This window comes from Klebsiella michiganensis (assembly GCF_015139575.1).
GTDB classification, from domain to species: domain Bacteria; phylum Pseudomonadota; class Gammaproteobacteria; order Enterobacterales; family Enterobacteriaceae; genus Klebsiella; species Klebsiella michiganensis.
On the sequence record NZ_AP022547.1, the window covers coordinates 4649112 to 4671900 of the forward strand.

At 57.1% G+C, this 22789-nt stretch carries 22 protein-coding genes; 6 read left to right on the top strand and 16 right to left on the bottom strand.

Annotated elements, in window-relative coordinates:
* Window positions 1-71: 71 nt before the first annotated feature.
* From proY to phoB, 4 genes are all read right to left on the bottom strand, one after another.
* Complete coding sequence (gene proY, locus JLG71_RS21850; RefSeq protein WP_014228149.1) at window positions 72-1442, bottom strand: proline-specific permease ProY; 1371 nt, start codon at window positions 1440-1442, stop codon at window positions 72-74.
* A 123-nt stretch (window positions 1443-1565) separates the two neighbouring features.
* Window positions 1566-2885 (bottom strand): branched-chain amino acid transporter carrier protein BrnQ, encoded by a 1320-nt coding sequence (gene brnQ, locus JLG71_RS21855; RefSeq protein WP_025107191.1) that lies wholly within the window; start codon window positions 2883-2885, stop codon window positions 1566-1568.
* A gap of 418 nt (window positions 2886-3303) precedes the next feature.
* The gene (phoR, locus tag JLG71_RS21860; protein ID WP_186006641.1) at window positions 3304-4593 is read right to left on the bottom strand and encodes a phosphate regulon sensor histidine kinase PhoR; all 1290 of its coding nucleotides are present in this window, start codon (window positions 4591-4593) and stop codon (window positions 3304-3306) included.
* A 21-nt stretch (window positions 4594-4614) separates the two neighbouring features.
* Entirely contained in the window at window positions 4615-5304 is a 690-nt protein-coding gene (gene phoB / locus JLG71_RS21865) for a phosphate response regulator transcription factor PhoB (protein WP_004099401.1), read from the bottom strand.
* A gap of 278 nt (window positions 5305-5582) precedes the next feature.
* Here phoB and sbcD point away from each other — a divergent pair, with 278 nt between their 5' ends.
* From sbcD to JLG71_RS21880, 3 genes are all read left to right on the top strand, one after another.
* Window positions 5583-6785, top strand: coding sequence for an exonuclease subunit SbcD (gene sbcD, locus JLG71_RS21870; protein WP_014228147.1), 1203 nt, complete (start codon window positions 5583-5585; stop codon window positions 6783-6785).
* A complete protein-coding gene (sbcC, locus tag JLG71_RS21875; protein ID WP_200913813.1) occupies window positions 6782-9916 on the top strand; it encodes an exonuclease subunit SbcC in 3135 nt (1044 codons plus the stop codon). The genes sbcD and sbcC overlap by 4 nt, the downstream gene beginning before the upstream one ends.
* Before the next feature lie 291 nt (window positions 9917-10207).
* Window positions 10208-10570: an NUDIX hydrolase gene (locus JLG71_RS21880; RefSeq protein ID WP_014228145.1), complete on the top strand. Its 363-nt coding sequence runs from the start codon at window positions 10208-10210 to the stop codon at window positions 10568-10570.
* A gap of 48 nt (window positions 10571-10618) precedes the next feature.
* On the opposite strand, the gene mak is transcribed toward JLG71_RS21880, so the two are convergent.
* Window positions 10619-11524, bottom strand: coding sequence for a fructokinase (gene mak / locus JLG71_RS21885; protein WP_200913814.1), 906 nt, complete (start codon window positions 11522-11524; stop codon window positions 10619-10621).
* A 90-nt stretch (window positions 11525-11614) separates the two neighbouring features.
* On the opposite strand from mak, the gene rdgC reads away from it, so the two are divergent.
* Window positions 11615-12526, top strand: coding sequence for a recombination-associated protein RdgC (rdgC, locus tag JLG71_RS21890; RefSeq protein WP_004099396.1), 912 nt, complete (start codon window positions 11615-11617; stop codon window positions 12524-12526).
* A gap of 42 nt (window positions 12527-12568) precedes the next feature.
* On the opposite strand, the gene ppnP is transcribed toward rdgC, so the two are convergent.
* The 4 genes from ppnP to aroL form a co-directional block, all read right to left on the bottom strand.
* Window positions 12569-12853: a pyrimidine/purine nucleoside phosphorylase gene (ppnP, locus tag JLG71_RS21895; RefSeq protein ID WP_004099395.1), complete on the bottom strand. Its 285-nt coding sequence runs from the start codon at window positions 12851-12853 to the stop codon at window positions 12569-12571.
* Between the two features lie 87 nt (window positions 12854-12940).
* Entirely contained in the window at window positions 12941-13621 is a 681-nt protein-coding gene (locus JLG71_RS21900; protein WP_200913815.1) for an AroM family protein, read from the bottom strand.
* Window positions 13622-13873: 252 nt separating this feature from the next.
* Window positions 13874-14065, bottom strand: coding sequence for a YaiA family protein (locus JLG71_RS21905; protein ID WP_004129622.1), 192 nt, complete (start codon window positions 14063-14065; stop codon window positions 13874-13876).
* Window positions 14066-14136: 71 nt separating this feature from the next.
* Entirely contained in the window at window positions 14137-14664 is a 528-nt protein-coding gene (aroL, locus tag JLG71_RS21910) for a shikimate kinase AroL (RefSeq protein WP_004848163.1), read from the bottom strand.
* Between the two features lie 334 nt (window positions 14665-14998).
* Between aroL and JLG71_RS21915 the strand changes: the two genes are divergently transcribed.
* Complete coding sequence (locus JLG71_RS21915; protein WP_048261381.1) at window positions 14999-15697, top strand: DUF2076 domain-containing protein; 699 nt, start codon at window positions 14999-15001, stop codon at window positions 15695-15697.
* Here JLG71_RS21915 and JLG71_RS21920 read toward each other — a convergent pair.
* Entirely contained in the window at window positions 15694-16152 is a 459-nt protein-coding gene (locus tag JLG71_RS21920; protein ID WP_009653579.1) for a YaiI/YqxD family protein, read from the bottom strand. The two genes, JLG71_RS21915 and JLG71_RS21920, sit on opposite strands and share 4 nt — an antisense overlap.
* 116 nt (window positions 16153-16268) lie before the next feature.
* Here JLG71_RS21920 and proC point away from each other — a divergent pair, with 116 nt between their 5' ends.
* Window positions 16269-17078, top strand: a complete 810-nt coding sequence (gene proC / locus JLG71_RS21925; protein WP_200913816.1) for a pyrroline-5-carboxylate reductase — start codon at window positions 16269-16271, stop codon at window positions 17076-17078.
* A 46-nt stretch (window positions 17079-17124) separates the two neighbouring features.
* Here proC and psiF read toward each other — a convergent pair whose 3' ends face one another.
* The 6 genes from psiF to idnO form a co-directional block, all read right to left on the bottom strand.
* A complete protein-coding gene (gene psiF, locus JLG71_RS21930; protein WP_004132478.1) occupies window positions 17125-17445 on the bottom strand; it encodes a phosphate starvation-inducible protein PsiF in 321 nt (106 codons plus the stop codon).
* 90 nt (window positions 17446-17535) lie between these two features.
* A complete protein-coding gene (phoA, locus tag JLG71_RS21935; RefSeq protein ID WP_025107196.1) occupies window positions 17536-18966 on the bottom strand; it encodes an alkaline phosphatase in 1431 nt (476 codons plus the stop codon).
* 88 nt (window positions 18967-19054) lie between these two features.
* Window positions 19055-19315, bottom strand: a complete 261-nt coding sequence (gene iraP, locus JLG71_RS21940; RefSeq protein WP_004848155.1) for an anti-adapter protein IraP — start codon at window positions 19313-19315, stop codon at window positions 19055-19057.
* Between the two features lie 227 nt (window positions 19316-19542).
* The gene (gene idnR, locus JLG71_RS21945) at window positions 19543-20535 is read right to left on the bottom strand and encodes a DNA-binding transcriptional regulator IdnR (protein ID WP_014837560.1); all 993 of its coding nucleotides are present in this window, start codon (window positions 20533-20535) and stop codon (window positions 19543-19545) included.
* A 66-nt stretch (window positions 20536-20601) separates the two neighbouring features.
* Window positions 20602-21888 carry an MFS transporter gene (locus JLG71_RS21950; RefSeq protein ID WP_200913817.1) on the bottom strand — a complete coding sequence of 429 codons (1287 nt, stop codon included), beginning with the start codon at window positions 21886-21888 and terminating at the stop codon, window positions 20602-20604.
* Between the two features lie 94 nt (window positions 21889-21982).
* The gene (gene idnO / locus JLG71_RS21955) at window positions 21983-22747 is read right to left on the bottom strand and encodes a gluconate 5-dehydrogenase (RefSeq protein WP_014228137.1); all 765 of its coding nucleotides are present in this window, start codon (window positions 22745-22747) and stop codon (window positions 21983-21985) included.
* Window positions 22748-22789: the final 42 nt, after the last annotated feature.

Sequence of the window (22789 nt, forward strand, 5' to 3'; positions counted from 1 at the left end):
AGGATGGCGGGGGTGGAGGGATAGCTTGCCGGATAGCCCGTGCGTATCCGGCAAGAAGAGAACGAAAATGACTAGGCTTTCGCCAGTTTTCGCTCGCGGCGGGTTTTAAACTGCCAGCCAATCAGCAGCAGGAGAATCCACGCAAAGCCAACGTACAGCGAGATGCGGGTATCAGGATGGTAGCCGATCAGACCGATAATAAAGACCAGGAACAGCAGGCCAATCACCGTGGTCGCGACCCCGCCAGGCACCCTGAACTTCAGCGCCTTCGCCTCTTCCGGCGGCAGGCGGCGACGGAAGGCGATCTGCGACAGCAGGATCATAATCCACACCCAGACGGTGGCGAAGGTTGCCAGCGAGGCGATCACCAGGAAGACGTTCTCCGGCATAATGTAGTTAAGATAGACCGCGAACAGCAGGGCAATCGTCATCACCGTCACCGTCACCCACGGCACCCCGCGACGGGAGGTTTTCGCGAACATCTTCGGCGCGCTGCCCTGTTCCGCCATCCCGTGCAGCATACGCCCCACGCCAAAGACGTCGGAGTTAATCGCCGACAGCGAAGCGGTCAGCACCACAAAGTTCAGGATGCTGGCGGCAAAAGTGATGCCGAGATGCTGGAAGGTCAGTACGAACGGGCTGCCGTTGGTCCCCACCTGGTTCCACGGATAGATAGACATAATCACAAACAGCGTCCCGACGTAAAACACCAGGATACGCATCGGCACCGAGTTAATGGCGCGCGGAATGGATTTCTCCGGATCTTTCGCTTCGCCGGCGGTGATACCGATGATTTCGATCCCGCCGTAGGCGAACATTACCATCTGCAGCGACATCACCATCCCCAGCCAGCCGTTGCTGAAGAAGCCGCCGTTGCTCCAGAGGTTGTGGATACCCGTCGGCTGCCCGCCGTTGCCAATACCCCAGATAATGATGCCGAAACCGGCGAGGATCATGATGATAATCGTGGCGACTTTGAAGAAGGAGAACCAGAACTCCAGCTCGCCGAAGACCTTCACGCTCATCAGGTTGACGGCGCAGATAATCAGCACCACGCTGAGTACCCAGATCCAGTGCGGTACCGCCGGGAACCAGACGCCCATATAGATACCGAAGGCCGTGACGTCGGCGATGGCGACAATCAGAATTTCGAAACAGTAGGTCCAGCCGGTGATATAGCCCGCCAGCGGGCCAAGATAATCCTGCGCGTAGCGCGAGAATGAACTGGCGGCCGGGTTATGCACCGACATCTCGCCCAGCGCGCGCATGATAATGTAGGCCGCGGCGCCGCCGATAATATAAGCCAACAGAACGCTCGGCCCCGCCATTTTAATCGCGTCAGCCGAACCATAGAAAAGGCCGGTACCGATTGCCGACCCCAGCGCCATAAAGCGAATATGCCGGGTACTTAGCCCGCGCTTAAGCTTGTTACTACTTTCCATCGTGTTCCATGCCGTTTTTCTCCTCTGGCCTTCGCGGGGGCAAAGAACAAAGGAGGGTGACCAAAAAAACAAAAAACCACGGGACCTGAAGTCCCGTGGTTAAACACCTGTGTAAAGCGTCGGTTAGTGCGCGCTGGATGTCACCTGACGTCCCGCTGCGCGATCCCAGATAACCGCCAGCACCACCATAACGGCGGTTGGCATCAGCCAGGCCAGGCCCTGCTCCGCCAGCGGCAGACGCGCGGTCCAGGACGGCATCATCTCTGCAAACGCCGACGCTTTAATGCCGTCAATGATACCAAACATCAGGCTGATAAACATTGCCGGGGCGATAACGCGGGACGAATTATGCCACCAACCGCGGGTAAAGCTTAATACAACCAGTGCGATACACGGCGGATAGATAGCCGTCAGCACCGGAATCGAAATCTGAATCAGGTGGCTCAGGCCGAGGTTGGAGACCGCCATCGAAAACAGGCCGAGGATAAACACCAGCGTACGGTAGGAGAACGGCAGGTACTGGGCAAAGAACTCCGCGCAGGCGCAGGTCAAGCCCACCGCCGTCACCAGACAGGCGATAAAGATCAGCGCCGCCAGCAGGAAGCTTCCCGCGCCGCCGAAGGTGTGCTGGACGTAAGCATGCAGAATCGCCGCGCCGTTAGCGGACTGCTCCACCAGCGTGCCGCTATCGGAACCTAAACGGAACAACGCCAGGTACAGCAGCGTCAGGCCCACGCCGGCCATCAGGCCAGCCCAGACGGTGTAGCGGGTCAGCAGGCGGGCTTCGGTCACGCCGCGAGAACGCGCGGCGTTGACAATCACGATACCAAAGACCATTGCCCCGAGGGTGTCCATGGTCAGATAGCCGTTGACGAAGCCGTTAGAGAACGGCGCGGTGCGGTAGGCTTCCATCGCGTGGCTCAGCGGACCGGCAGGCCAGACGATTGCCGCCACGGCGAGAATAATCAGGGCGATAATTTTCAGCGGCGCGAGGAAATTCCCCACGGTGTCCAGCAGCTTGCCCGGGTAGAGCGAAACGAGGATCACCAGCGCAAAATAGATAATGCTGTAAATCAGCAGCGGCAGCGGGCCGTCGCCGGTCAGCGGCGCAATCCCCACCTCAAAAGAGACGGTCGCGGTACGCGGGGTCGCGAACAGCGGCCCTACGGCCAGATAGCAGACGACCGCCAGCAGGATACCGGCGACTTTACCAATCGGCGTGCTCAGGCTCTCTACGCCGCCGCCGACTTTTGCCAGCGCCACGACCGTTAGCACCGGCAGACCCACGGCGGTAATCAGAAAGCCAATGGCCGCGCTCCAGACGTGTTCGCCGGCCTGTAAGCCAACCATTGGGGGGAAGATAATATTGCCTGCGCCGACAAACAGCGCGAAGGTCATAAAGCCCAACGCTATGATGTCGCGAGATTTTAACTGATGGGTCATAAATTCATTACAGCCTGTGGATGTGGTGTTGTAAAAACGGATAAATACCGCGCCTTTCCCCTGGGGATGATACAGCGGCCATTGTCAGTAAACTCAGCGGGATATGCTCCCAAAGCGGCGTGGAAAAGAATTGTTTTTTGAATTACCACGCAAAAACAGTCTGTCTGCGACCGTAGGGGGGCAATTTAAACGCTTATAACGTTTTAAAGCAAGGAGGGATCGCAAAAGCAGATGATTATGCTAACTCTATTTTGATGCGTAGAATTATTTACCTGATGGATAGAAAACATCTGGCTTATCATGCGAACAAAAAAGCAGCGAGCGTTCGTTAATTACGCAGCTGTGATTGCGCTGCAAAGGAAAATGACCAGCCGAAGCTGGTCATTGGCAAGTTATTCTGACACCCGGCCGCTCGGGCTCAATTTTTGGCAATTAAACGTTCCGGTAACAGGAAGCTAAAGCGGGTGCCTTTCCCCAGCGTACTCTCAATTTCGAGGCGGCTATCGTGATGGCTGACGGCGTGTTTGACGATCGCCAGCCCCAGACCGCTGCCGCCGGTCTGTCTTGAACGCGCTTTATCCACCCGGTAGAAACGCTCGGTCAGACGCGGAATATGTTCCGGCGCGATGCCCGGCCCGTTATCTTCGACGCTGAACAACGCTCCGTGCGGCGCGCGCTGCCAGCTTACGGTAATGTCCGTTCCCGGCGGCGTATGGTTGACCGCGTTATAGACCAGGTTGGAAATGGCGCTGCGCAGCTGTTCTTCATTACCCAGTACTTTCAGCGATTCATCGACCGAAAAATGCAGCACCTGCCTCTGCTGGCTTAGCGTTTGCGCCTCGCGCTCGACCACCCGCAGCATCATCGGCACATCGATTTTATCGTTCATCGCCAGTACCGGCGCGGCTTCGATTCGCGACAGCGTCAGCAGTTGCTTAACCAGGCCTTCCATGCGCTGGGTTTGTTCACGCATGGTGTGCAATGCTTTTTCGCGCGTTCCCCCTTCCATCACCTGCTCCTGCATCATCTCCAGATACCCCTGCAGCACCGTCAACGGCGTGCGCAGTTCGTGGCTGACGTTGGCGAAAAAGTTTCGCCGCGCCCCTTCCAGCTGGTGCATCTGCGTGACATCGCGCGCCACCATCAGCAGCTGTTTATCGCTATAGGGCATCACGCGAATTTCAAGATGACGGCCGTTATTCAGCACCAGATTGAGCGGTTTGGAAAAATCGCGGTATTTCAGATAATTGGCAAATTCAGGGTAGCGCAAGAGGTTAAGGATGTTCTGCCCGTTATCGTCAGGCCAGCGCAGATTCAGGATCTGCTGGGCCAGACCGTTGCACCAGAACATCACCCCTTCTTCGGTGGTCAGCACCACCGCATCCGGCAGAGACTCCGCCCCGCTGCGAAAGCGCTTAATCAGGCTTCCCAGCTCACGGCGGCGCTTTTTATTACGCATCTGCATCTGGTGCAGTCCGTAAAGCAGCGGCTCCCAGCTGCCGCTGCCCGGCGGCGGCGTCATGCTGCGATCAACCCACAGCCACCACGACAGGCGCATCAGATTCCAGAAATGCCAGACAAGAAGACCGGTCACTGCCGCCAATAAAAACCACGGCAGGTAACCTAAAAACGCCCCGAGGATCAGGGCCGGGATACAACACAAGAAAAGCTCAAGCGCCAGCCTTTTCCATGACAGCCGTTCCAGCACGGTTCACACTCCTGTCAGCATTCAGAAACGGGCGGAGAAACGATATCCCGTACCGCGAACCGTTTGTACCATCCGGTCATGGCCGCTATGTTCCAGCGCTTTGCGCAGACGGCGAATATGCACGTCTACCGTTCTGTCTTCGACATAAACGTTGGTTCCCCAGACGTGATTCAGCAGCTGTTCGCGGCTATAGACTCGCTCCGGGTGCGTCATGAAGAAGTGGAGTAATTTAAACTCCGTAGGCCCCATATCCAGCGGATTTTCGCCGGTCATGACGCGATGCGAAGAGGGGTCGAGGCTCAGCCCCTGCATTTCAATCACCTCCTCCACCGCCATCGGCGAAATGCGCCGCATCACGGCTTTAATTCGCGCCACCAGCTCTTTCGGGGAAAACGGCTTAGTGATGTAGTCATCGGCGCCGGTCTCCAGGCCGCGGACGCGATCTTCCTCTTCGCCGCGGGCGGTCAGCATCACCACCGGAATATCACGGGTCATCGCTTCACGCTTGAGCTGTTTAATAAACTGCAGACCCGACCCGCCCGGCAGCATCCAGTCAAGGAGGATCAAATCAGGCCAGGGTTCATTGAGCTGATTGACCGCGCTGTCAAAATCTTCCGCCTCGACGGGCTGAAAGCCGTTTTGCTCCAGAACAAAGCAAACCATTTCGCGGATTGGAGCTTCATCTTCAACGACCAGAATTCTTCTCGCCATTATTTACCCTGTATTTTTTAGCCATCAGTATAGAAGTGCGCGGCCATTATGCGTCAGATTTATGACAGATTTATGAAAAAAATGACCGCCAGATGAACGCGGATTTCGAATTGTGACACGGACTTAACTCACCCAAAAGCAGCGTTATCCCCTCAATAATTCAGGTTTCACTCCCCACAAGTACAGGTAACCAGGTGGCTGGACGTAGCCAACGCATAAGCAACTTGAAGGATGACGGGTATATAATGCCGCTTACGCTTTTTCTCCAGGGAACAACTATGCGCATCCTTCACACCTCTGACTGGCACCTTGGGCAAAATTTTTACAGCAAAAGTCGCGCCGCCGAACATCAGGCGTTTCTCGACTGGCTGCTGGCCAGCGCGCAGGAACATGATGTCGATGCCATTATTGTTGCGGGCGATATTTTTGATACCGGCTCACCGCCGAGCTACGCGCGCGAGCTGTATAACCGCTTTGTCGTTCAGCTGCAGCAGACCCGCTGCCGGCTGGTGGTGCTGGCGGGAAACCACGATTCGGTTGCCACCCTCAACGAGTCGCGAGACATTCTCGCCTTCCTGAATACGACGGTGGTGGCCAATGCCGGCCACGCCCCTTTTATCCTGCCGCTGCGCGACGGTACGCCGGGGGCGATTTTTTGTCCGGTACCGTTCCTGCGCCCGCGTGAGCTGGTGACCAGCCAGGCCGGGCACTCTGGCGGCGAAAAGCAGCAGCTGCTGCTCAGCGCCATCAGCGACTACTACCAGCAGCAGTACCAGCTGGCCTGCGAACTGCGCGGCGACCGGGCGCTGCCGATTATCGCCAGCGGCCATTTAACCACCGTCGGCGCCAGCAAAAGCGACGCGGTTCGCGAAATCTATATCGGTACGCTGGACGCCTTCCCGGCGAGCCGTTTTCCGCCCGCCGACTATATCGCGCTCGGCCACATTCACCGGGCGCAGGTGGTCGGCGGCTGCGAACATATCCGCTACAGCGGTTCGCCCATCCCGCTGAGCTTTGACGAAACCGGGAAAAATAAGAGCGTCAATCTGGTCACTTTCGCTAACGGCTGCCTGACGGACGTCACGCCGCTTATCGTCCCCGTCACCCAGCCGCTGGCGGTCCTGAAGGGCGATTTCGCCAGCATTAGCGCACAGCTAAACCAATGGCAGAATAACGACCAGCAGCCCTCAGCGTGGCTGGATATCGAAGTCACCAGCGACGAATATATGCATGATATCCAACGTAAAATCCAGGCGCAGACCGAAACGCTGCCGGTAGAAGTGCTGCTGGTGCGCCGCAGCCGCGCCCAGCGCGATCGCATTCTGGCCGGCGCTCAGCGCGAGACCCTCAGCGAACTGCAGGTGGAGGACGTCTTCGCCCGCCGTCTGGCGCTGGAAACGCTGGAAGCAACGCAGCAGCAGCGCCTGGAACAGCTCTTTAATGAAACGCTGCATAGTCTGAACGGTGAGGATCGCCTGTGAAAATACTCAGCTTACGCCTGAAAAACCTCAACTCACTCAAAGGCGAATGGAAAATTGATTTCACCGCTGAGCCCTTCGCCAGCAACGGACTGTTCGCGATTACCGGGCCAACCGGAGCCGGAAAAACCACCCTGCTGGATGCAATCTGTCTGGCGCTGTATCACGAAACCCCGCGCCTGAGCAGCGTGTCGCAATCGCAGAACGATCTGATGACCCGCGACACCGCCGAATGCCTGGCGGAAGTGGAGTTTGAGGTAAAAGGCATCGCCTACCGCGCCTTCTGGAGCCAGAACCGGGCGCGAAACCAGCCGGACGGCAACCTGCAGGTTCCGCGCGTCGAGCTGGCGCGCTGCGAGGACGGCAAGATCCTCGCCGATAAGGTCAAAGATAAGCTGGAACTGACCGCCTCGCTCACCGGCCTGGACTATGGCCGCTTCACCCGCTCGATGCTGCTGTCGCAGGGGCAGTTCGCCGCCTTCCTGAATGCGAAACCGAAAGAGCGCGCCGAGCTGCTGGAGGAGCTGACCGGCACCGAGATTTACGGCCAGATTTCGGCACAGGTCTTTGAAAAGCATAAGCAGGCCCGCGTCGAGCTGGAGAAAATTCAGGCCCAGGCCTCCGGCGTGCTGCTGCTGAGCGACGAACAGCAGCAGGCGCTCCAACAAAGTTTGCAAGCGCTTACTGATGAAGAAAAACAGCAGGTTAGCGAACAAACCCGCCTGCAAAATGCCCGTCAGTGGCTGGTACGCGGCGCAGAGCTGACGGCAGAAGATCGGCAGGCTCAAACCGCGCTACGCGAAGCGCAGGCTGCGCTGGAGCAGGCGCAACCGCAGCTTACCGTATTGCTGAATGCCCAGCCCGCGGAGCAGCTACGCCCGCAGTGGGCGCGTCAACAGGAGCAAACCGCCGCGCTGGCGCAAACCCGCAATCTGAGAGAAGAAGTAAATACTCGCTTACATGAACGACTGCGGCTGCGGGCGGGGATTCGCCTCGCCGCCCGGCAGCAGTCTGAACTCCTGCAGAACCACCAGCAAACGCTCGCCGCATGGCTAAAAGAGCACGACCGCTACCAGCGATGGGGCAATGCGCTGGCGGGCTGGCGGGCCGCTTTCCAGCAGCAGGCCCGCGATACGCAGCAGCAAGCCGCTCTGCAGCAGCGTCTGGCGGAAACCAGCCGCCGGCTGGGCGAACTGCCGCCCGACGGGCTGGCGCTGGATGCTGAGCAGGTCAGCGCCGGCCTCGCGCAGCACGCCGCGGCGCGCGCTCTGCGCCAGCAGCTCGCGGCCCTGCATGGCCAGCTGCAGCCGCTGAGCCAGCGATTATCCCAGCTTCATGCCGCCGGGCAGGCCAGTAAGCAGGAGCAGGAGCGGCTGGAAACCACCCTGGCCCAGCGCCGTCAGGCCTATAAAGAGAAGAATCAGCAGTTTAGCGATGTCAAAGCCCTGTGCGAAATGGAAGCGCGCATTGCCGGCCTGGAGGCCGAGCGAGCCCGCCTGCAGCCCGGTTCCCCCTGTCCGCTCTGCGGTTCCGCGCAGCATCCGGCCGTCGCCGAGTATCAGGCGCTGGTTCCCGGCGTAAATCAGGCGCGGCGCGATGCGCTTGAGCGCGAAGTCAAACAGCTGGCGGAGGCCGGCGCCCTGGTGCGCGGCGAGCTGGACGCCCTGCTTAAGCAGCAGCAAAAAGAGGCCACCGAGAAAGCATCGCTTCTGCAGCAGGAGCAAGCGCTTACCTCACGCTGGCAGGCGACGATCGCCGGATTAAATATCGACCTGACGCCAAAGGATGACATTCCCGGCTGGCTAAACGCGCAGCAGGAGCATGAACAGCGGCTGTATCAGCATCAGCAGCGTCTGGCCTGGCAGGCCCAGCAGCAGGAGTGCCAGCAGCAGCTCCAGCAGCTCCAGCAGGAACAAGCGCAGCGCAGCGCCGCGCTGGCGGCTGAACTGGCCGCATTTGCGCTGAGTTTACCGGCAGCGGAGCAGGCCGCAGGCTGGCTGGCGCAGCGGGAAGACGAGACCCGTAGCTGGCAGGCCAAACAGAACGAACTGATCGCCCTGCAGGAACAGCTTCAGCAGCTGACCCCGCTGCTGGAGTCCTTGCCGGAAACGGACTTAGCGGCGGAACCCGCGCCGCTGGACGGCTGGCGCCAGGTGCACGACGACTGCCTCGCGCTTCAGAGCCAGTGGCAAACCCTGGGGCAGCAGGAGAGCCAGCAGCAGGCTCAGCTGAAAGAGAGCGAAGCACAGTTCAGCGCGGCGCTGGCCGCCAGCCCGTTCGCTGACCAGCAGGCGTTTCTCGCCGCGCTGCTCGATGAGGAGACGCGCCGGCGCCTTGAACGCCTGAAGCAGACGCTGGAAAGTACGCTACAGCAGAATCAGGCGCTGGCGATGCGGGCCCGCGAGGCGCTGGATAACCACCGCCAGCAGCCGCCGGCGGAAACGGATATCAGCCAGCCTCTTGAGCGGGTACAGGAACAGCTTCAGCAGCTGACGACGCTGCTGCGGGAAAACAGCGCCCGTCAGGGAGAGATTCGCCAGCAGCTGAAGCAGAATGCAGAAAACCAGCAGCGTCAGCAGTCGTTACGCCAGCAGATGGAACGCGCTGCGCAGGAAGTGGAAGACTGGGGATGGCTGAACGCGCTTATCGGCTCCAGAGAGGGCGATAAATTCCGTAAGTTTGCGCAAGGCCTGACGCTGGATAACCTGGTGTGGCTGGCCAACCATCAGCTCAACCGCCTGCACGGCCGCTATCTGCTGCAACGAAAAGCCAGCGACGCCCTGGAGCTGGAAGTGGTCGATACCTGGCAGGCGGACGCGGTGCGCGACACCCGGACGCTGTCCGGCGGCGAGAGCTTCCTCGTGAGCCTCGCGCTGGCGCTGGCGCTCTCCGATCTGGTGAGCCATAAAACGCGGATAGACTCGCTGTTTCTCGATGAGGGCTTCGGCACTCTGGACAGCGAAACCCTGGATACCGCGCTGGATGCGCTGGACGCGCTCAATGCCAGCGGCAAGATTATCGGCGTCATCAGCCACGTTGAGGCGATGAAAGAGCGCATTCCTGTGCAAATTAAAGTTAAAAAAATCAACGGGCTGGGCTATAGCCGTCTCGATAAAGCTTTCGCCGTCGAATAAATTTCCCCCTCCGCACCTGTCTTCAAGCCTCTCCCCCACGGGAGAGGTCGCGTTGTTGCCCGGGCTCAGCATTCACGATAAATCTTGATATTGCACGAATTTGCATGATAAGTTTAAATCTATTGCTTAACCGATGAACAACAGGCGAAATCATGCATAAAAAACGAGCCCAGTATCTTAATCACATTATTTCGTGCAAAAACGCGCATTAATGACTTTTTCTGACGGGCGTGCAGCAGCCTCCGGCAGCATCGTCCCATCCCCTCTGGCCCATTTAAGAAGGTCTTAACCATGAAAAGCTTACTTATTTTGATTGCCGGCCCGGTACGCAGCGGCACCCACAATCGCGCGGAACTTATCGACGCTAACCTGAACAATATGGCCCAGGTTGCGCTACGCGTTTATCAGAAAGGGCATATCCCCGTGGTCGGCGAATGGCTGGCTCTGCCCATCGCCAAAGCTGCGGGTTCAACGGAAATTGGCGATGCGATTAGCGAGGAATATCTCTATCCGGTCGCTCACCGTGTCATTAGCCGCTGCGACGCTATATTGCGCATGCCGGGCGAATCCCGCGGAGCGGACCTGGATATTGAGGAGGGCAAAAAAAGGGGGCTGTCGATTTACTACAGCCTGGAGGAGATCCCGGACCGGTAATCCGCGGGGTACCCGCTGCGCCGTTCAGGCCGCGCAGCGGATTGATGACTACAGCGGCCACAGCCAGGCCGCGCCGCGCACGCCGCTGGAGTCCCCGTGCGCCGCCCGGCGAATCGGCGTCTCGCATTCACCGCCGAATACCCATGGTTTTAGCAGATTCGGCACCGTCTGGTAGAGACGGTCAACGTTGCTCATTCCGCCGCCAAGTACAATAACGTCCGGATCGAGGATGTTAACCACGTGAGCCAACGACTTCGCCAGCCGCATCTCATAGCGGCTCAGCGCCAGCTCCGCCACCGGATCCCGCTCGCCCACGCGCTGCATAATCTCGCTGCCTTTTAGCGAATGACCGCTTAACCGCCGGTAATCGGTCGCAAAGCCGGTACCGGAGATAAAGGTTTCAATACAGCCCTGCTTGCCGCAGTAGCACGGTACTTCAGCGCGATAGCAAAGTTCATCTTCATCCATCCACGGCAGCGGGTTGTGCCCCCACTCGCCCGCCGTACCGTTGCCGCCAATATGGGCGCGTCCGTTAAGCGCCACGCCTGAACCGCAGCCGGTGCCGATAATCACCGCAAATACCGTTTGCGCCCCGGCCGCCGCGCCGTCTACCGCTTCCGACACCGCGAGGCAGTTGGCATCGTTGGCCAGACGCACTTCCCGTTGCAGACGCTGGCTAAGGTCTTTATCAAACGGCTGACCGTTGAGCCAGGTTGAGTTAGCGTTTTTGACCACGCCGGTATAGGGCGAAATCGACCCGGGGATGCCGATGCCGACCGTGCCGCTCTGCCCGGTAGCCTGCTCGGCCATCTCGACCAGCGAGGCTATCGTCTCTATCGTCTGGCGATAATCGCCCCCTGGCGTAGGTAGGCGATGACGAAATAGCTGCGCTCCCTGGTCGCTCAGCGCGATGACTTCCGTTTTGGTTCCGCCTAAATCAATGCCAATGCGCACTGTGAATTCCTCTCCCGATTAACAATGCAAGCATAGCGACAATTCGCTATCATGCCCGCTGGATTTAACGACTAAGCCGTGGAAATTATCATGCTGTGGTTCAAAAATTTAATGGTTTATCGTCTCAGCCGCGACATTTCCCTGCGCGCCGAGGAGATGGAAAAACAGCTGGCCGAGCTGACCTTTACCCCTTGCGGCAGCCAGGATATGGCCAAAACCGGTTGGGTACCGCCGATGGGATCGCACAGCGATGCGCTGACGCATACGGCAAATGGCCAGATCGTTATCTGCGCGCGTAAAGAAGAGAAGATCCTGCCGTCTCCGGTGATCAAACAGGCGCTGGAAGCAAAGATCTTCAAGCTGGAAGCCGAGCAGGGCCGTAAGCTGAAAAAAACCGAAAAAGATTCTCTGAAGGATGAAGTGCTGCATTCCCTGCTGCCGCGCGCCTTCAGCCGCTTCAGCCAGACCATGATGTGGATCGATACCGTCAACGGACTGATCATGGTGGACTGCGCCAGCGCCAAAAAAGCGGAAGATACGCTGGCGCTGCTGCGTAAAACCCTGGGCTCGCTGCCGGTTGTTCCGCTGGCGCTGGAAACCCCGATCGAACTGACGCTGACCGAGTGGGTGCGTTCCGGTACCGTGGCTCAGGGCTTCCAGCTGCTGGATGAAGCCGAGCTGAAAGCGATGCTGGAAGACGGCGGCGTGATCCGCGCGAAAAAACAGGATCTGGTGAGCGACGAGATCGCCGTGCACATTGAAGCCGGTAAGGTCGTCACCAAGCTGGCGCTCGACTGGCAGCAGCGTATTCAGTTCTTAATGTGCGATGATGGTTCGATTAAACGCCTGAAGTTCTGCGACGAACTGCGCGATCAGAATGAAGATATCGATCGGGAAGATTTCGCCCAGCGTTTTGACGCGGACTTTATTCTGATGACCGGCGAGCTGGCCGCGCTGATTCAGAATCTGGTGGAAGGGTTAGGCGGCGAAGCGCAGCGCTAATCTCGTGAATTCCTTCCTGCCAGCGCAGGAAGGAAACGAACATTACAGGTAGCGGCACAGATAAGAGGTCGGCTCAGCCACCTGCAGATTAAACTCGCTATTTCCCGGAACGTTGAATACTTCCCCGGCGGCATAGACTTTCCACTCGGTCTCTCCCGGCAGAAGTACGTTCAGCGCGCCGCTGACTACGGTCATCTCTTCCGGCTGCGCGGTACCAAAGGTATATTCCCCTTCCGCCATCACGCCCACGCTCGCACGACCGGTGCTGCTGCTGGTGAAGCCGATAGATTTTACTTTTCCGTCAAAGTATTCATTGCTTTGAAGCATAAACTCGCCCTTATGATCTTGTGTTGAAGGCACAATATAGGGGGCGCTCCTTGCCCCTGTCACGTAAAATTAACGCGTTACATCAGGTTAAACTAATAGTTCTGCCGCCAGCCGTGAAACCAGCACATTTGACAACAGAACCGGAATATCCAGCGCCTTTTGTAATATGTCGCGATGCTGCTGGTGGTAGCAAAGGCAATCCAGCATTAATACGTCTGCGCCCTGTTCAATCAACTCCCTGCCCGCGGCGATTAACTCCTCTTTACCGCCGCTCACCGGATTGGAAATGGCGTAAAACGGAGTATTTTCTAATACCTGCCATTTATTCCGCTGCAGCGGCAAAATCTCTTCAACCGGAACAATCACCCCCACCTGATGGCCGTCGACAATCGACGCGACCAGCGGCGGAATAATTCTTTGCGGCTCAAGCAGGATCGCATTATTCGCCGTAAATCCGCTAAAGGGATGAGTGCTCATGAGTAAAATAAGGTCATAATTTTGTTTATCGAGCATCGCAATGACGCTACGTAAATCACGCTCAACCTTCTGCCGTGAGACCTGCGCAATTTGATTATCGTTAAGCAAGGTCAATAGCATCTCATCGCCGGGCTCTATGCTGTAGTCCCGCATAACGTCTTCGCGCGTCATTTTGCCGAGCAGGCTAATGTGGGCGATATCGTCTTCCCTGATATGTTCAGTTAAAAGCGGCAGCATCTCCGCCACGGGTACGACCCCAATGGTCAAGATTGCCATCGATGCACTACTCATATCGTTTACCTTTTCACAACCGCTGTTTCAAAACAGGCTTTTATTTACAACTTTTGCCCCCTGGTGACCCAAAGCAACCGTCGAGAAGCGTAGCAGGTTACGGCTGATATGGAATGTAAAGATTCCAGAAGCGTCAAAAACGCTCCTGAAAATCCGTACCTTAGGTAATCATTAGTACCGTTAATAGATTAAAAATGTGATACATGTCCGGTAGCGATCTTTTCAGAACGAATCCCGGACATTTAAGAGGAATTAAGACTTATCAGGATCTTCGTAACGCCGTTTGGCGTCCAGCGCTTCCTGTTCTGTAGGATGTTCGCTGATGAGTGAGTTTGGCGTCGGGTGATCGGCGCGCAGTTCATACCAGGTGACCGTTTGGCCCTGCGGGCCCTTTTCAACGGCGACAACACGCGCTTCCCTTGGATATGGAGGTCTGGTCGGCATAGCGTTTCCTTTTTTTACCTTAAGAGCTTTAAAGTATAGGCGCTGCCGATCCGTTTACCCCAGGCAAAGTCTTAACTGGTATAGGTCTCGCCGCAGACGGTGGTCATAATCTGTTCTACGACCTCATCCGGCGTGGCGGTCGCATTAATAATATGATGCGCGGCCGCGCGATACAGCGCTTCCCTCTGCGCCAGCACCTCACCCACTTCATCGCGGATGGGCTTTCCGGTCAGCGTCGGGCGCTGTTCCGCCTTCGGATAGGCTTCAAGGCGGTCAATCAGCGCGGAAACCGAGGCTTCGAGATAGATAACGATGCCATTTTCCCGCATAAACTGTCGGTTGTATTCGCTGAGGATAATGCCGCCGCCGGTGGCGATGATCGTCGCGGGTTGAGCGACGCGTTCTAAAGCCTGCGTTTCCAGCGCACGAAAGCGTTCCCAGCCTTCCTGCTGGACGATAGCCGCTACCGTGCGCTGCTCATGCTCCTGCAGCTCATGGTCCGTGTCGGCGAACTTAAAGCTGCGAGCTTTCGCCAGCGCGTGTCCGATGGTCGTTTTACCGCAGCCGCGAGGCCCGACAAGAAATATTAGCTGTGTCATTACCGAAGACCCCTTGGTTCCGCATTTTGCGGATAAATGAAAGCGAAAAGAGAAACAATGGTACCGCAAACTTACCCGACGCAAATCGTAAAATAAACGTTACACACCATCTACAAACCCTTTCACCTTAGTATTAGAAAGGACATTTAATGTAAACTTATCATTGCATTTGGTGTTATGCCAGCTTTACTTTTGTACAGAAGTTATTTTTTGTTCGCAGTCTGGCGTAAACAGTAACACATTTCTGCACAGCTTTACGCTGCCGCATATTTACAAGATGCGTGCTTCGGAGCGAATCTGAAGCTAATCAATCAGTATGACAGAGGTATGTAGTATGCAATCTGAAGAGCAACGCCTTATCGATGGACTGTTTTCCCGATTAAAAGAGGCCGAGAGCCACAGCGCATCACGGGATACCAGCGCTGAGGAGCGGATTGCCGGGCACATTAAAGAGCAGCCGTTCGCCCCTTACTATATGGCGCAAACGATTCTGATTCAGGAAGCGGCGATCAAACAGCTCAACGACCGCATTCAGGCGCTGGAGAGCCAGGTGACCCAGCTTCAGGCCGCGAAGCCGAGCAGCGGCGGGTTTCTCTCAGGCCTGTTTGGCGGCGGTCAGTCGCGCGGTTCCGACCCGATTCCTGGCGCCGAGCAGTATGGCCGACCGCAGGCCGGCGCCCAGCCTCAGTATGCTCCGCAGGCGCAGCAGCAGAACTACGCCCCTCAGGCGTCGCGCAGCGGCGGCGGTTTTATGGCCGGCGCGCTGCAAACGGCGGCAGGCGTCGCGGGCGGCGTGGTGCTGGGAAACATGTTGACCAATATGTTTAGCGGCTCGCATCCGCAGGAGATCGTCAATATCATCGAAGAGAAACCGCAGCCGGATCTCAGCCAGGCGCAGGACAATAGCGTCGCTGACGATACCTTCCGCCAGGATGACGGGCAGTTCCTCGCCGACAACAACGATTATGACGCCGACTTTGACGCCGGTTTCGGCAATGATGATTTCGGCAGCGACGATGACAGCTGGGTTTAACCCTGCTGGCGCTTAACGTCTAACAGCCATTTCTCCAGCGCGGCGGCAAACTGCTGCCGATCGCGCTGGGATAAGCTATCCGGGCCGCCGGTCTGCACGCCGCTGGCCCGCATCGTTTCCATAAAGTCGCGCATCGTCAGGCGTTCGCGAATGGTCGCCTCGCTGTAGCGTTCACCGCGTGGATTCAGCGCCGCCCCGCCTTTCTCCAGCACTTCCGCCGCCAGCGGGATATCGGCGGTAATCACCAGATCTCCCGGCTCGCATAAACGTACGATTTCGTTATCCGCCACGTCAAACCCCTGCGCCACGCGCAGCGTGCGGATAAAGCGCGACGGCGGGACGCGCAGAGGCTGGTTAGCAACCAGCGTCAACGAGATTTGCGCGCGCTCGGCGGCGCGGAACAAAATATCTTTAATGACGTTCGGACACGCGTCCGCATCAACCCAAATAGCCATTGCGGCTCCTGTCGATGAAAAAGAGATGCCGTATTGTCGCCTGCTTTTGCCTTCCGCGAAAGCAACAAGATGTTAAGCTATATCGCTAACGATAAAACAAACAAAGGGGATTGGTGATGGAGAAGAAAATCGGCTTTATCGGCTGCGGCAACATGGGCAAGGCCATCCTGGGCGGCCTGATCGCTAGCGGGCAGGTGCAGCCGGGTCAAATCTGGGTCTATACCCCGTCGCCGGATAAAGTGGCGGCCCTGCACGACCAATACGGCATTAATGCGGCGCAAAGCGCGCAGGAAGTGGCTCAGGTGGCGGATATCGTTTTTGGCGCCGTAAAGCCGGGCGTGATGGTAAAAGTGCTCAGCGACGTCGCCTCCAGCCTGAATAAAGACTCTCTGGTGGTTTCTATCGCCGCGGGCGTGACGCTCGACCAGCTGGCGCGCGCCTTAGGCCATGACCGCAAAATAGTCCGCGCGATGCCCAACACGCCTTCGCTGGTCAACGCGGGGATGACGTCGGTCACGCCGAATGCGCTGGTCAGCGCCGAAGAAACCGCGGAGATCCTGACCATATTCCGCTGCTTTGGTCAGGCGGAAATCATTGCTGAGCCGATGATTCATCCGGCGGTCGGCGTCAGCGGCTCCGCGCCGGCTTACGTCTTTATGTTTATCGAAGCGATGGCCGACGCCGCTGTGCTTGGCGGAATGCCCCGCGCGCAGGCTTATAAATTCGCGGCGCAGGCGGTGATGGGCTCGGCCAAAATGGTACTCGAAAGCGGCGAGCATCCGGGAACGCTGAAGGATATGGTGTGTTCGCCCGGCGGCACCACCATCGAAGCCGTGCGCGTGCTGGAAGAGAAAGGCTTCCGTTCCGCCGTCATCGAAGCGATGGTGAAATGCATGGAGAAATCAGAGAAGCTGAGCCGTTCCTGATTGCAATAGCGAATAGCGGGTGAGGTTTCCCTCACCCGCCCATTTCTTACACCTGTTTTTTCAGGCAGGCGCTCATAAATTTGCTGCGATCGTCCCCTTTCAGGGACTGCTGGGTCGCCTGAGCGTTACACTCGCGCATTTTCTGCTGCTGAGGCGTTAGCCCCTTACCGTCCTGCGCGGCGCCATCTTTCTTCAGGCAGCTACTCATAAACGTTTTACGCTCATCCCCTTTCAGCGACTTCGATGACGCTTCTTTATTGCAGACGCTCATCTTTTGCTGCTGAGGGGTCAACTCTTTTTCCGCGGCACTCACCGCTGTCATAAATACCAGGCCAAAAAGTAGGGTCACAAGTAATGTTATTTTCATCGCACCATCCTCTATGAGTGGATCTCTGTAAGTCTGGTCGCTGATGGAGAAAAAACCAGCCGGTAACGAAAATTCATCACCGGCGCCCGGTTATTTCAGATTAAGTGCGGCTTTCATGGTGTAGAACAGGTCCGTCTGGTCGGTTAAACCCACCACGTTGGCGGCGTGCGGGCCGTAGGCGGCAATACGCAGCTGGGTGCCGGTATGTTCCATCGACTCTTCTTCAGAGTTGCCGTAGCTCATCACCATCACCGAACCATCTTTGGTGTTCAGCGCCTGCGTCAGGCCCGGCGCTTTGGTATCTGCCGGGATAATCTGGCTGGCGTGAGCGTGGTCGGCGGTGACGATAACCAGGGTATTGCCCTCTTTTTTGGCAAATTCCAGCGCCTTCTGTACCGCTTCGTCCAGATCGACGGTCTCGCCAATCTGACCGCACGGATTCGCCGCGTGATCCTGTTTATCGATAGAAGCGCCTTCCACCTGCAGGAAGAACCCCTTCTCATTGCTGCTCAGCAGATCGATGGCTTTTTCGGTCATCTGCGCCAGCGTCGGCACCGATGCATCGCGTTTCGGGTTCGGCGTACAGGTCACCGCCGCCTTATCGATATTGCCGTGATAAGACGCCTTTGGGCCTTCCCAACGCACCGGCATATTGCCTTCCGCGAAGAGACCGAGCAGCGGTTTGTCCTGATTGGCCTGGCTAATGGCGGCCAGCGAGCTGGCGTCGGTGACGATCTGGTAGCCGCGGGCTACCGCCTGATCGTGCAGCGTTTTGCCCTGCCATTCACCGGCCGTCGCGCTTTCCGCGAAGGTTTTCGCGCCGCCGCCCAGTGTTACGTCGGGACGGGCGTTCAGCAGCTGTTCGGTAATCGAACCTTTACCGCCCTTTTCCAGCGCGTTGCTGGCGCATTTTTCGCTGGTCACGCTCGGGCCGTAGCATTTACGCGACGTCACATGCGCCACCAGCGCAGCGGGAGTGGCGTCCTGCAGTTCCGCCGTGGAGACGTTACCGGTGGCTAAGCCCGCCGCTTTCGCCAGCTCAAGGATGGTCTGATGATCTTTTTCATGGATATCCACGCCCAGCGCGCCGTTATAGCTTTTCACGCCGGTGGTCCAGGCCGTTGCGGAAGCGGCGGAGTCGGTGACATAATCCGGCTTGCCGGTTTTCTTATCCAGAGAATAATGGGTGTACTGGCCGGTCAGCGGCAGCGCGTCAATGCCTTTAAAGAAGCCGCCCGCCCCTTCTGCATAATTTCGCGCGGCGGTGATTTCAGAATCGCCCATTCCGTCGCCAATCAGCAAAATAATATTTTTAGCCGGTTTATTGATTAACGAAGCGCGCAGCGCCTCGGTCTGGTCACCGCTTAAACGACGCGCGCCGCCCGGCGTGGTGATATCGCCCTGCGCGGCACGATTTTCCAGAACCGGTGCGGTTGTTGTTTCTGCGTGAATAATCGGGGAGCCCAGCAGAGGCAGCAGGGCAATAAACAGGGCGCTTAATTTCACTTTTATCGTCTCCATGTAAAAAATACTTTAAAAAACAAAACGAGGGAGACTGTATAAAAGCGATGTGACAGTAAAATGACAGCATCCATACCCTGTCACAAAACTAACTACGAGGATGCCGTAACAGCTTCTTTATATATTGCTGCAGTAGCTGGGTATCGCGGTCATCCACCAGCGGGCCGGGGCTGGCCTCATCGATGGCCTGCTCAATATCGGTGATGAGCGCCTGCTGGGCGTCCTGCTCCATATGACGTAGCAGAGCGGTCACCACCACTTCCAGCGCCTCAACCTGGGCCGTCAGCTCCTTCGATTCTTCTTCCTTTTGGGCGAGTTTTACCAGTAGCTCAGCAATGAGATTCTTCACAGCACTTTATCCTTATGCGAGGTCCGTAGTCTGCTATTTATGTCATACATTAGCCGTCGGTTGCCACTATTATTTTTTAAAAAAGTTGGCCACGCCGGTGAATAACAAGCGAAACGTTTTGCTCTTTGCATGCCACCCGCCAGGAATTTACTCAATGCGGATTAATAAGCATCATAACCAACTTTAACAAATAAGAATAAAATGGAATATCGCTATTCTATCGATAACTATAACGTATCGCCATAATATATCTGGTAGGCCAGATTCACGCTGTCCGGCGCGTCTTTACCGGCCAGGCGCGCAATAAGTATTTCGCTCGCCGTTTTACCGATTTCATAACGTGGGGTAATGACGCTGGCTATTTTTTGCAGCCGCGCACGGCCAATTTCCAGCCCGTGAAAACCGGCGATGGCGATCTCCTGCGGAACGGCTTTCCCCTGCGCCTGGCACTCGAGCAGCACCCCCACCGCCAGATCGTCGTTGGTACAAAAAATGGCGTCAATATCCGGGCGCGTCTGCTGCATCTGCAGGAACATCTGCCGGCCAAGCGCAACCGAGGAGATGGTCCGCGGCGCCATGTGATACGCCTTCAGGCCGTGCTCCGCCAGCGCCAGCTCGGTGCCGCGGAAGCGGCTTAAATCGCGGGGATCGTCCATTGAACCAAAAAAGGCGATCGCCCGTTTGCCGCTCTCAAGAAAAGCATGGGTCATATCCCACGCCGCCTTTTCGTTATCGAACCCCACCTGGATATCCAGCTGCTGGCCGCCGTAGTCCATCAGTTCAGCGACGGGGATACCGCTGGCGCGCACGTACTGCACCATGCGATCGCTGTGCTGCTTCCCGGTCAAAATCAGCCCATCGATATTATAAGAGAGCAGATTGAGCACTTCGCGCTCTTCGCGCTGCGGGTCATATTCGTAGTTGGCAATCAGGGTCTGATACTGGTGCGCGGAGGTCACCGACTCAATGCCGGCCAGCACATCGGCAAAAATCTGGTTGCGGAAGGAGGGAATAAGCACGCCAATCGTTTTACTCCGGGCGTTAAGCAGGATTTCCGGGGCGCGGTTAGGGATATAGTTATTCTCTTCCATGACCTTTGAAATCAGCTCACGGCTGCGCTCAGAAACCTGGCCGGGGTCACGTAAATAACGGCTGACCGTCATTTTATTCAGCCCCGCCAGGTTGGCGATATCCTGCAATGTCATCCGGTTGTTTTTCATCAGGTTCTCTACGACAAGCGACTTTTATGCTCGCAGAGAACCTTACCACAGCAGCGGCGGTTTATGTTAGCCGGCAACCTTTTTTGCCGTCACCGGGGAAACGGGTTGCGGGTTAGCGCGCACGTTGTACATCAGCACGACGGAGGACAGCAGCGCGACAGCCATAAAGGTATAGGAAACCCCCGGCCCGCCGGTAATCCCGTTGAGGTACCCCACCAGCCACGCGCCGAGGAAAGCGCCGAGCGCGCCAAAGCTGTTGATTAAGCCCATCGATACGCCGGAAACGTTGCGCGGCAGCAGTTCAGGAATAAGCGCGAAGAACGGCCCATACGGCGCATACATGCAGGCCGCGGCAATGACCAGTAGCGCATAGGAGAGCCAGAACGCCTGGTTGCCCACCAGCCAGGAGCCAAAGAAAGCGATAGCGGCAATCAGCAATAACGGCCAAATAAACAGTTTACGATTCTGGAACTTATCCGACAGCCAGGAGACCGTCAGCATCAGGATAATTGCCGCCAGGTACGGCACCGCCGCCAGCCAGCCCACCGCCACGATATCCATCTGCGCGGCGTTCTTCAGAATCGACGGCATCCACATCATGAAGCCGTACACGCCGATGCTCCACAGCGCGTGCACGGCGCAGAGCATGATCACATTGCGCGAGCGCTGCGCTTCACCGTAGTTGCGCACCGGCTTGATATGACTCTGCTCGCTGTCCATCACCTTCTGCAGGGTCTCTTTTTCCTGCTCGTTCAGCCAGGAAACCTCGGACGGTTTATCGCGCACCAGTATCCACCAGCATACCGCCCACAGTACCGCCGGAATGCCTTCGATGATAAACATTTCGCGCCAGCCCCACGCCTGAATCAGGTAGCCGGAAACGATGGACATCCACAGCACCGTTACCGGGTTTCCGAGGATCAGGAACGTGTTGGCGCGCGAACGCTCGGTTTTCGTAAACCAGTTGCTGATATAAATCAGCATCGCCGGCATCACCGCCGCCTCAACCACACCAAGGGTAAAGCGAATCGCCATCAGCATCGGAATATTGCTGACGAACCCGGTCGCCGCCGCGCAGAATCCCCATAAAATCAGGCTAAAGAAAATCATTTTTCGCACGCTGCGTTTTACCGCATATATCGCGCCGGGTACCTGGAAAAAGAAATAGCCGAGAAAAAATAGCGCGCCAATAAGCGATGCCGTTCCTTTGGTAATACCCAAATCGCTTTCAATTCCCGCCGCAGCGGCAAAACCATAATTCGCACGGTCAAGGTAGGCCAGACTATAGGTAATAAATATAATCGGCATTAAATACCACCAGCGACGCGCGGGTAATTTCGCGAGCATGTGCATAAGCACTCCTCAGATATCAATATCATCACACGGGTTTAATACTCTGTCCTTCAGGTAGTGCGGGCACGCTGCTGCCCGAAGGACGCGAAGTGATTCAGACAGCGGCAAGCATTCCGCCGTCCACAAACAGCAAATGACCGTTAACAAAGTTTGCCGCCGACGAGGCCAGATATACCGCGGCACCAATCAGTTCTTCCGGTTTTCCCCAGCGCGCCGCCGGGGTACGCTGGTACAGCCAGGCGGAAAACGCCTCATCGTTGACCAGGGCGGCCGTCATGTCGGTGGCAAAATATCCCGGCGCGATACCGTTAACCTGAATATTATATTCGGCCAGCTCAACGCACATGCCGCGAGTCAGCATTTTAACCGCCCCTTTCGAGGCCGCATAAGGCGTAATGGTTTTACGCCCCAGCTCGCTCTGCATTGAGCAAATATTAATTATTTTCCCCGCGCGGCGGCCCATCATATATTTCGCCACCTGCTGTGAAACCAGGAAAACGCCCTTCTGATTGACCTCAATAACGTTATCCCACTCCTCCTCCGGAAATTCGGTAAAAGGGAAACGCCGCTGGATTCCGGCGTTATTAATTAAAATATCAATGGCGCCGATCTCCTCTTCGATGCGGGCTATCGCCTGCTCGACCTGCGCCGCCCGGGTGACATCAAAGGCGACCCCTACCGCATGAAAACCCTGCGCCACCAGCGCCTGCGCCGCCTGGTCCGCGCGCGCCTGGGTGCGGTCGTTGATGATGATCTCCGCGCCGTACTCCGCCAGGCCGCCGGCCAGCAGATGGCCAATCCCCTGAGCGGATCCGGTGATCAGCGCGCGCTTCCCTGACAAATCAAATAAATTTCGCATAAAACCTCTTTTTCAATAACTGTTACGCGTAACTGTATACGC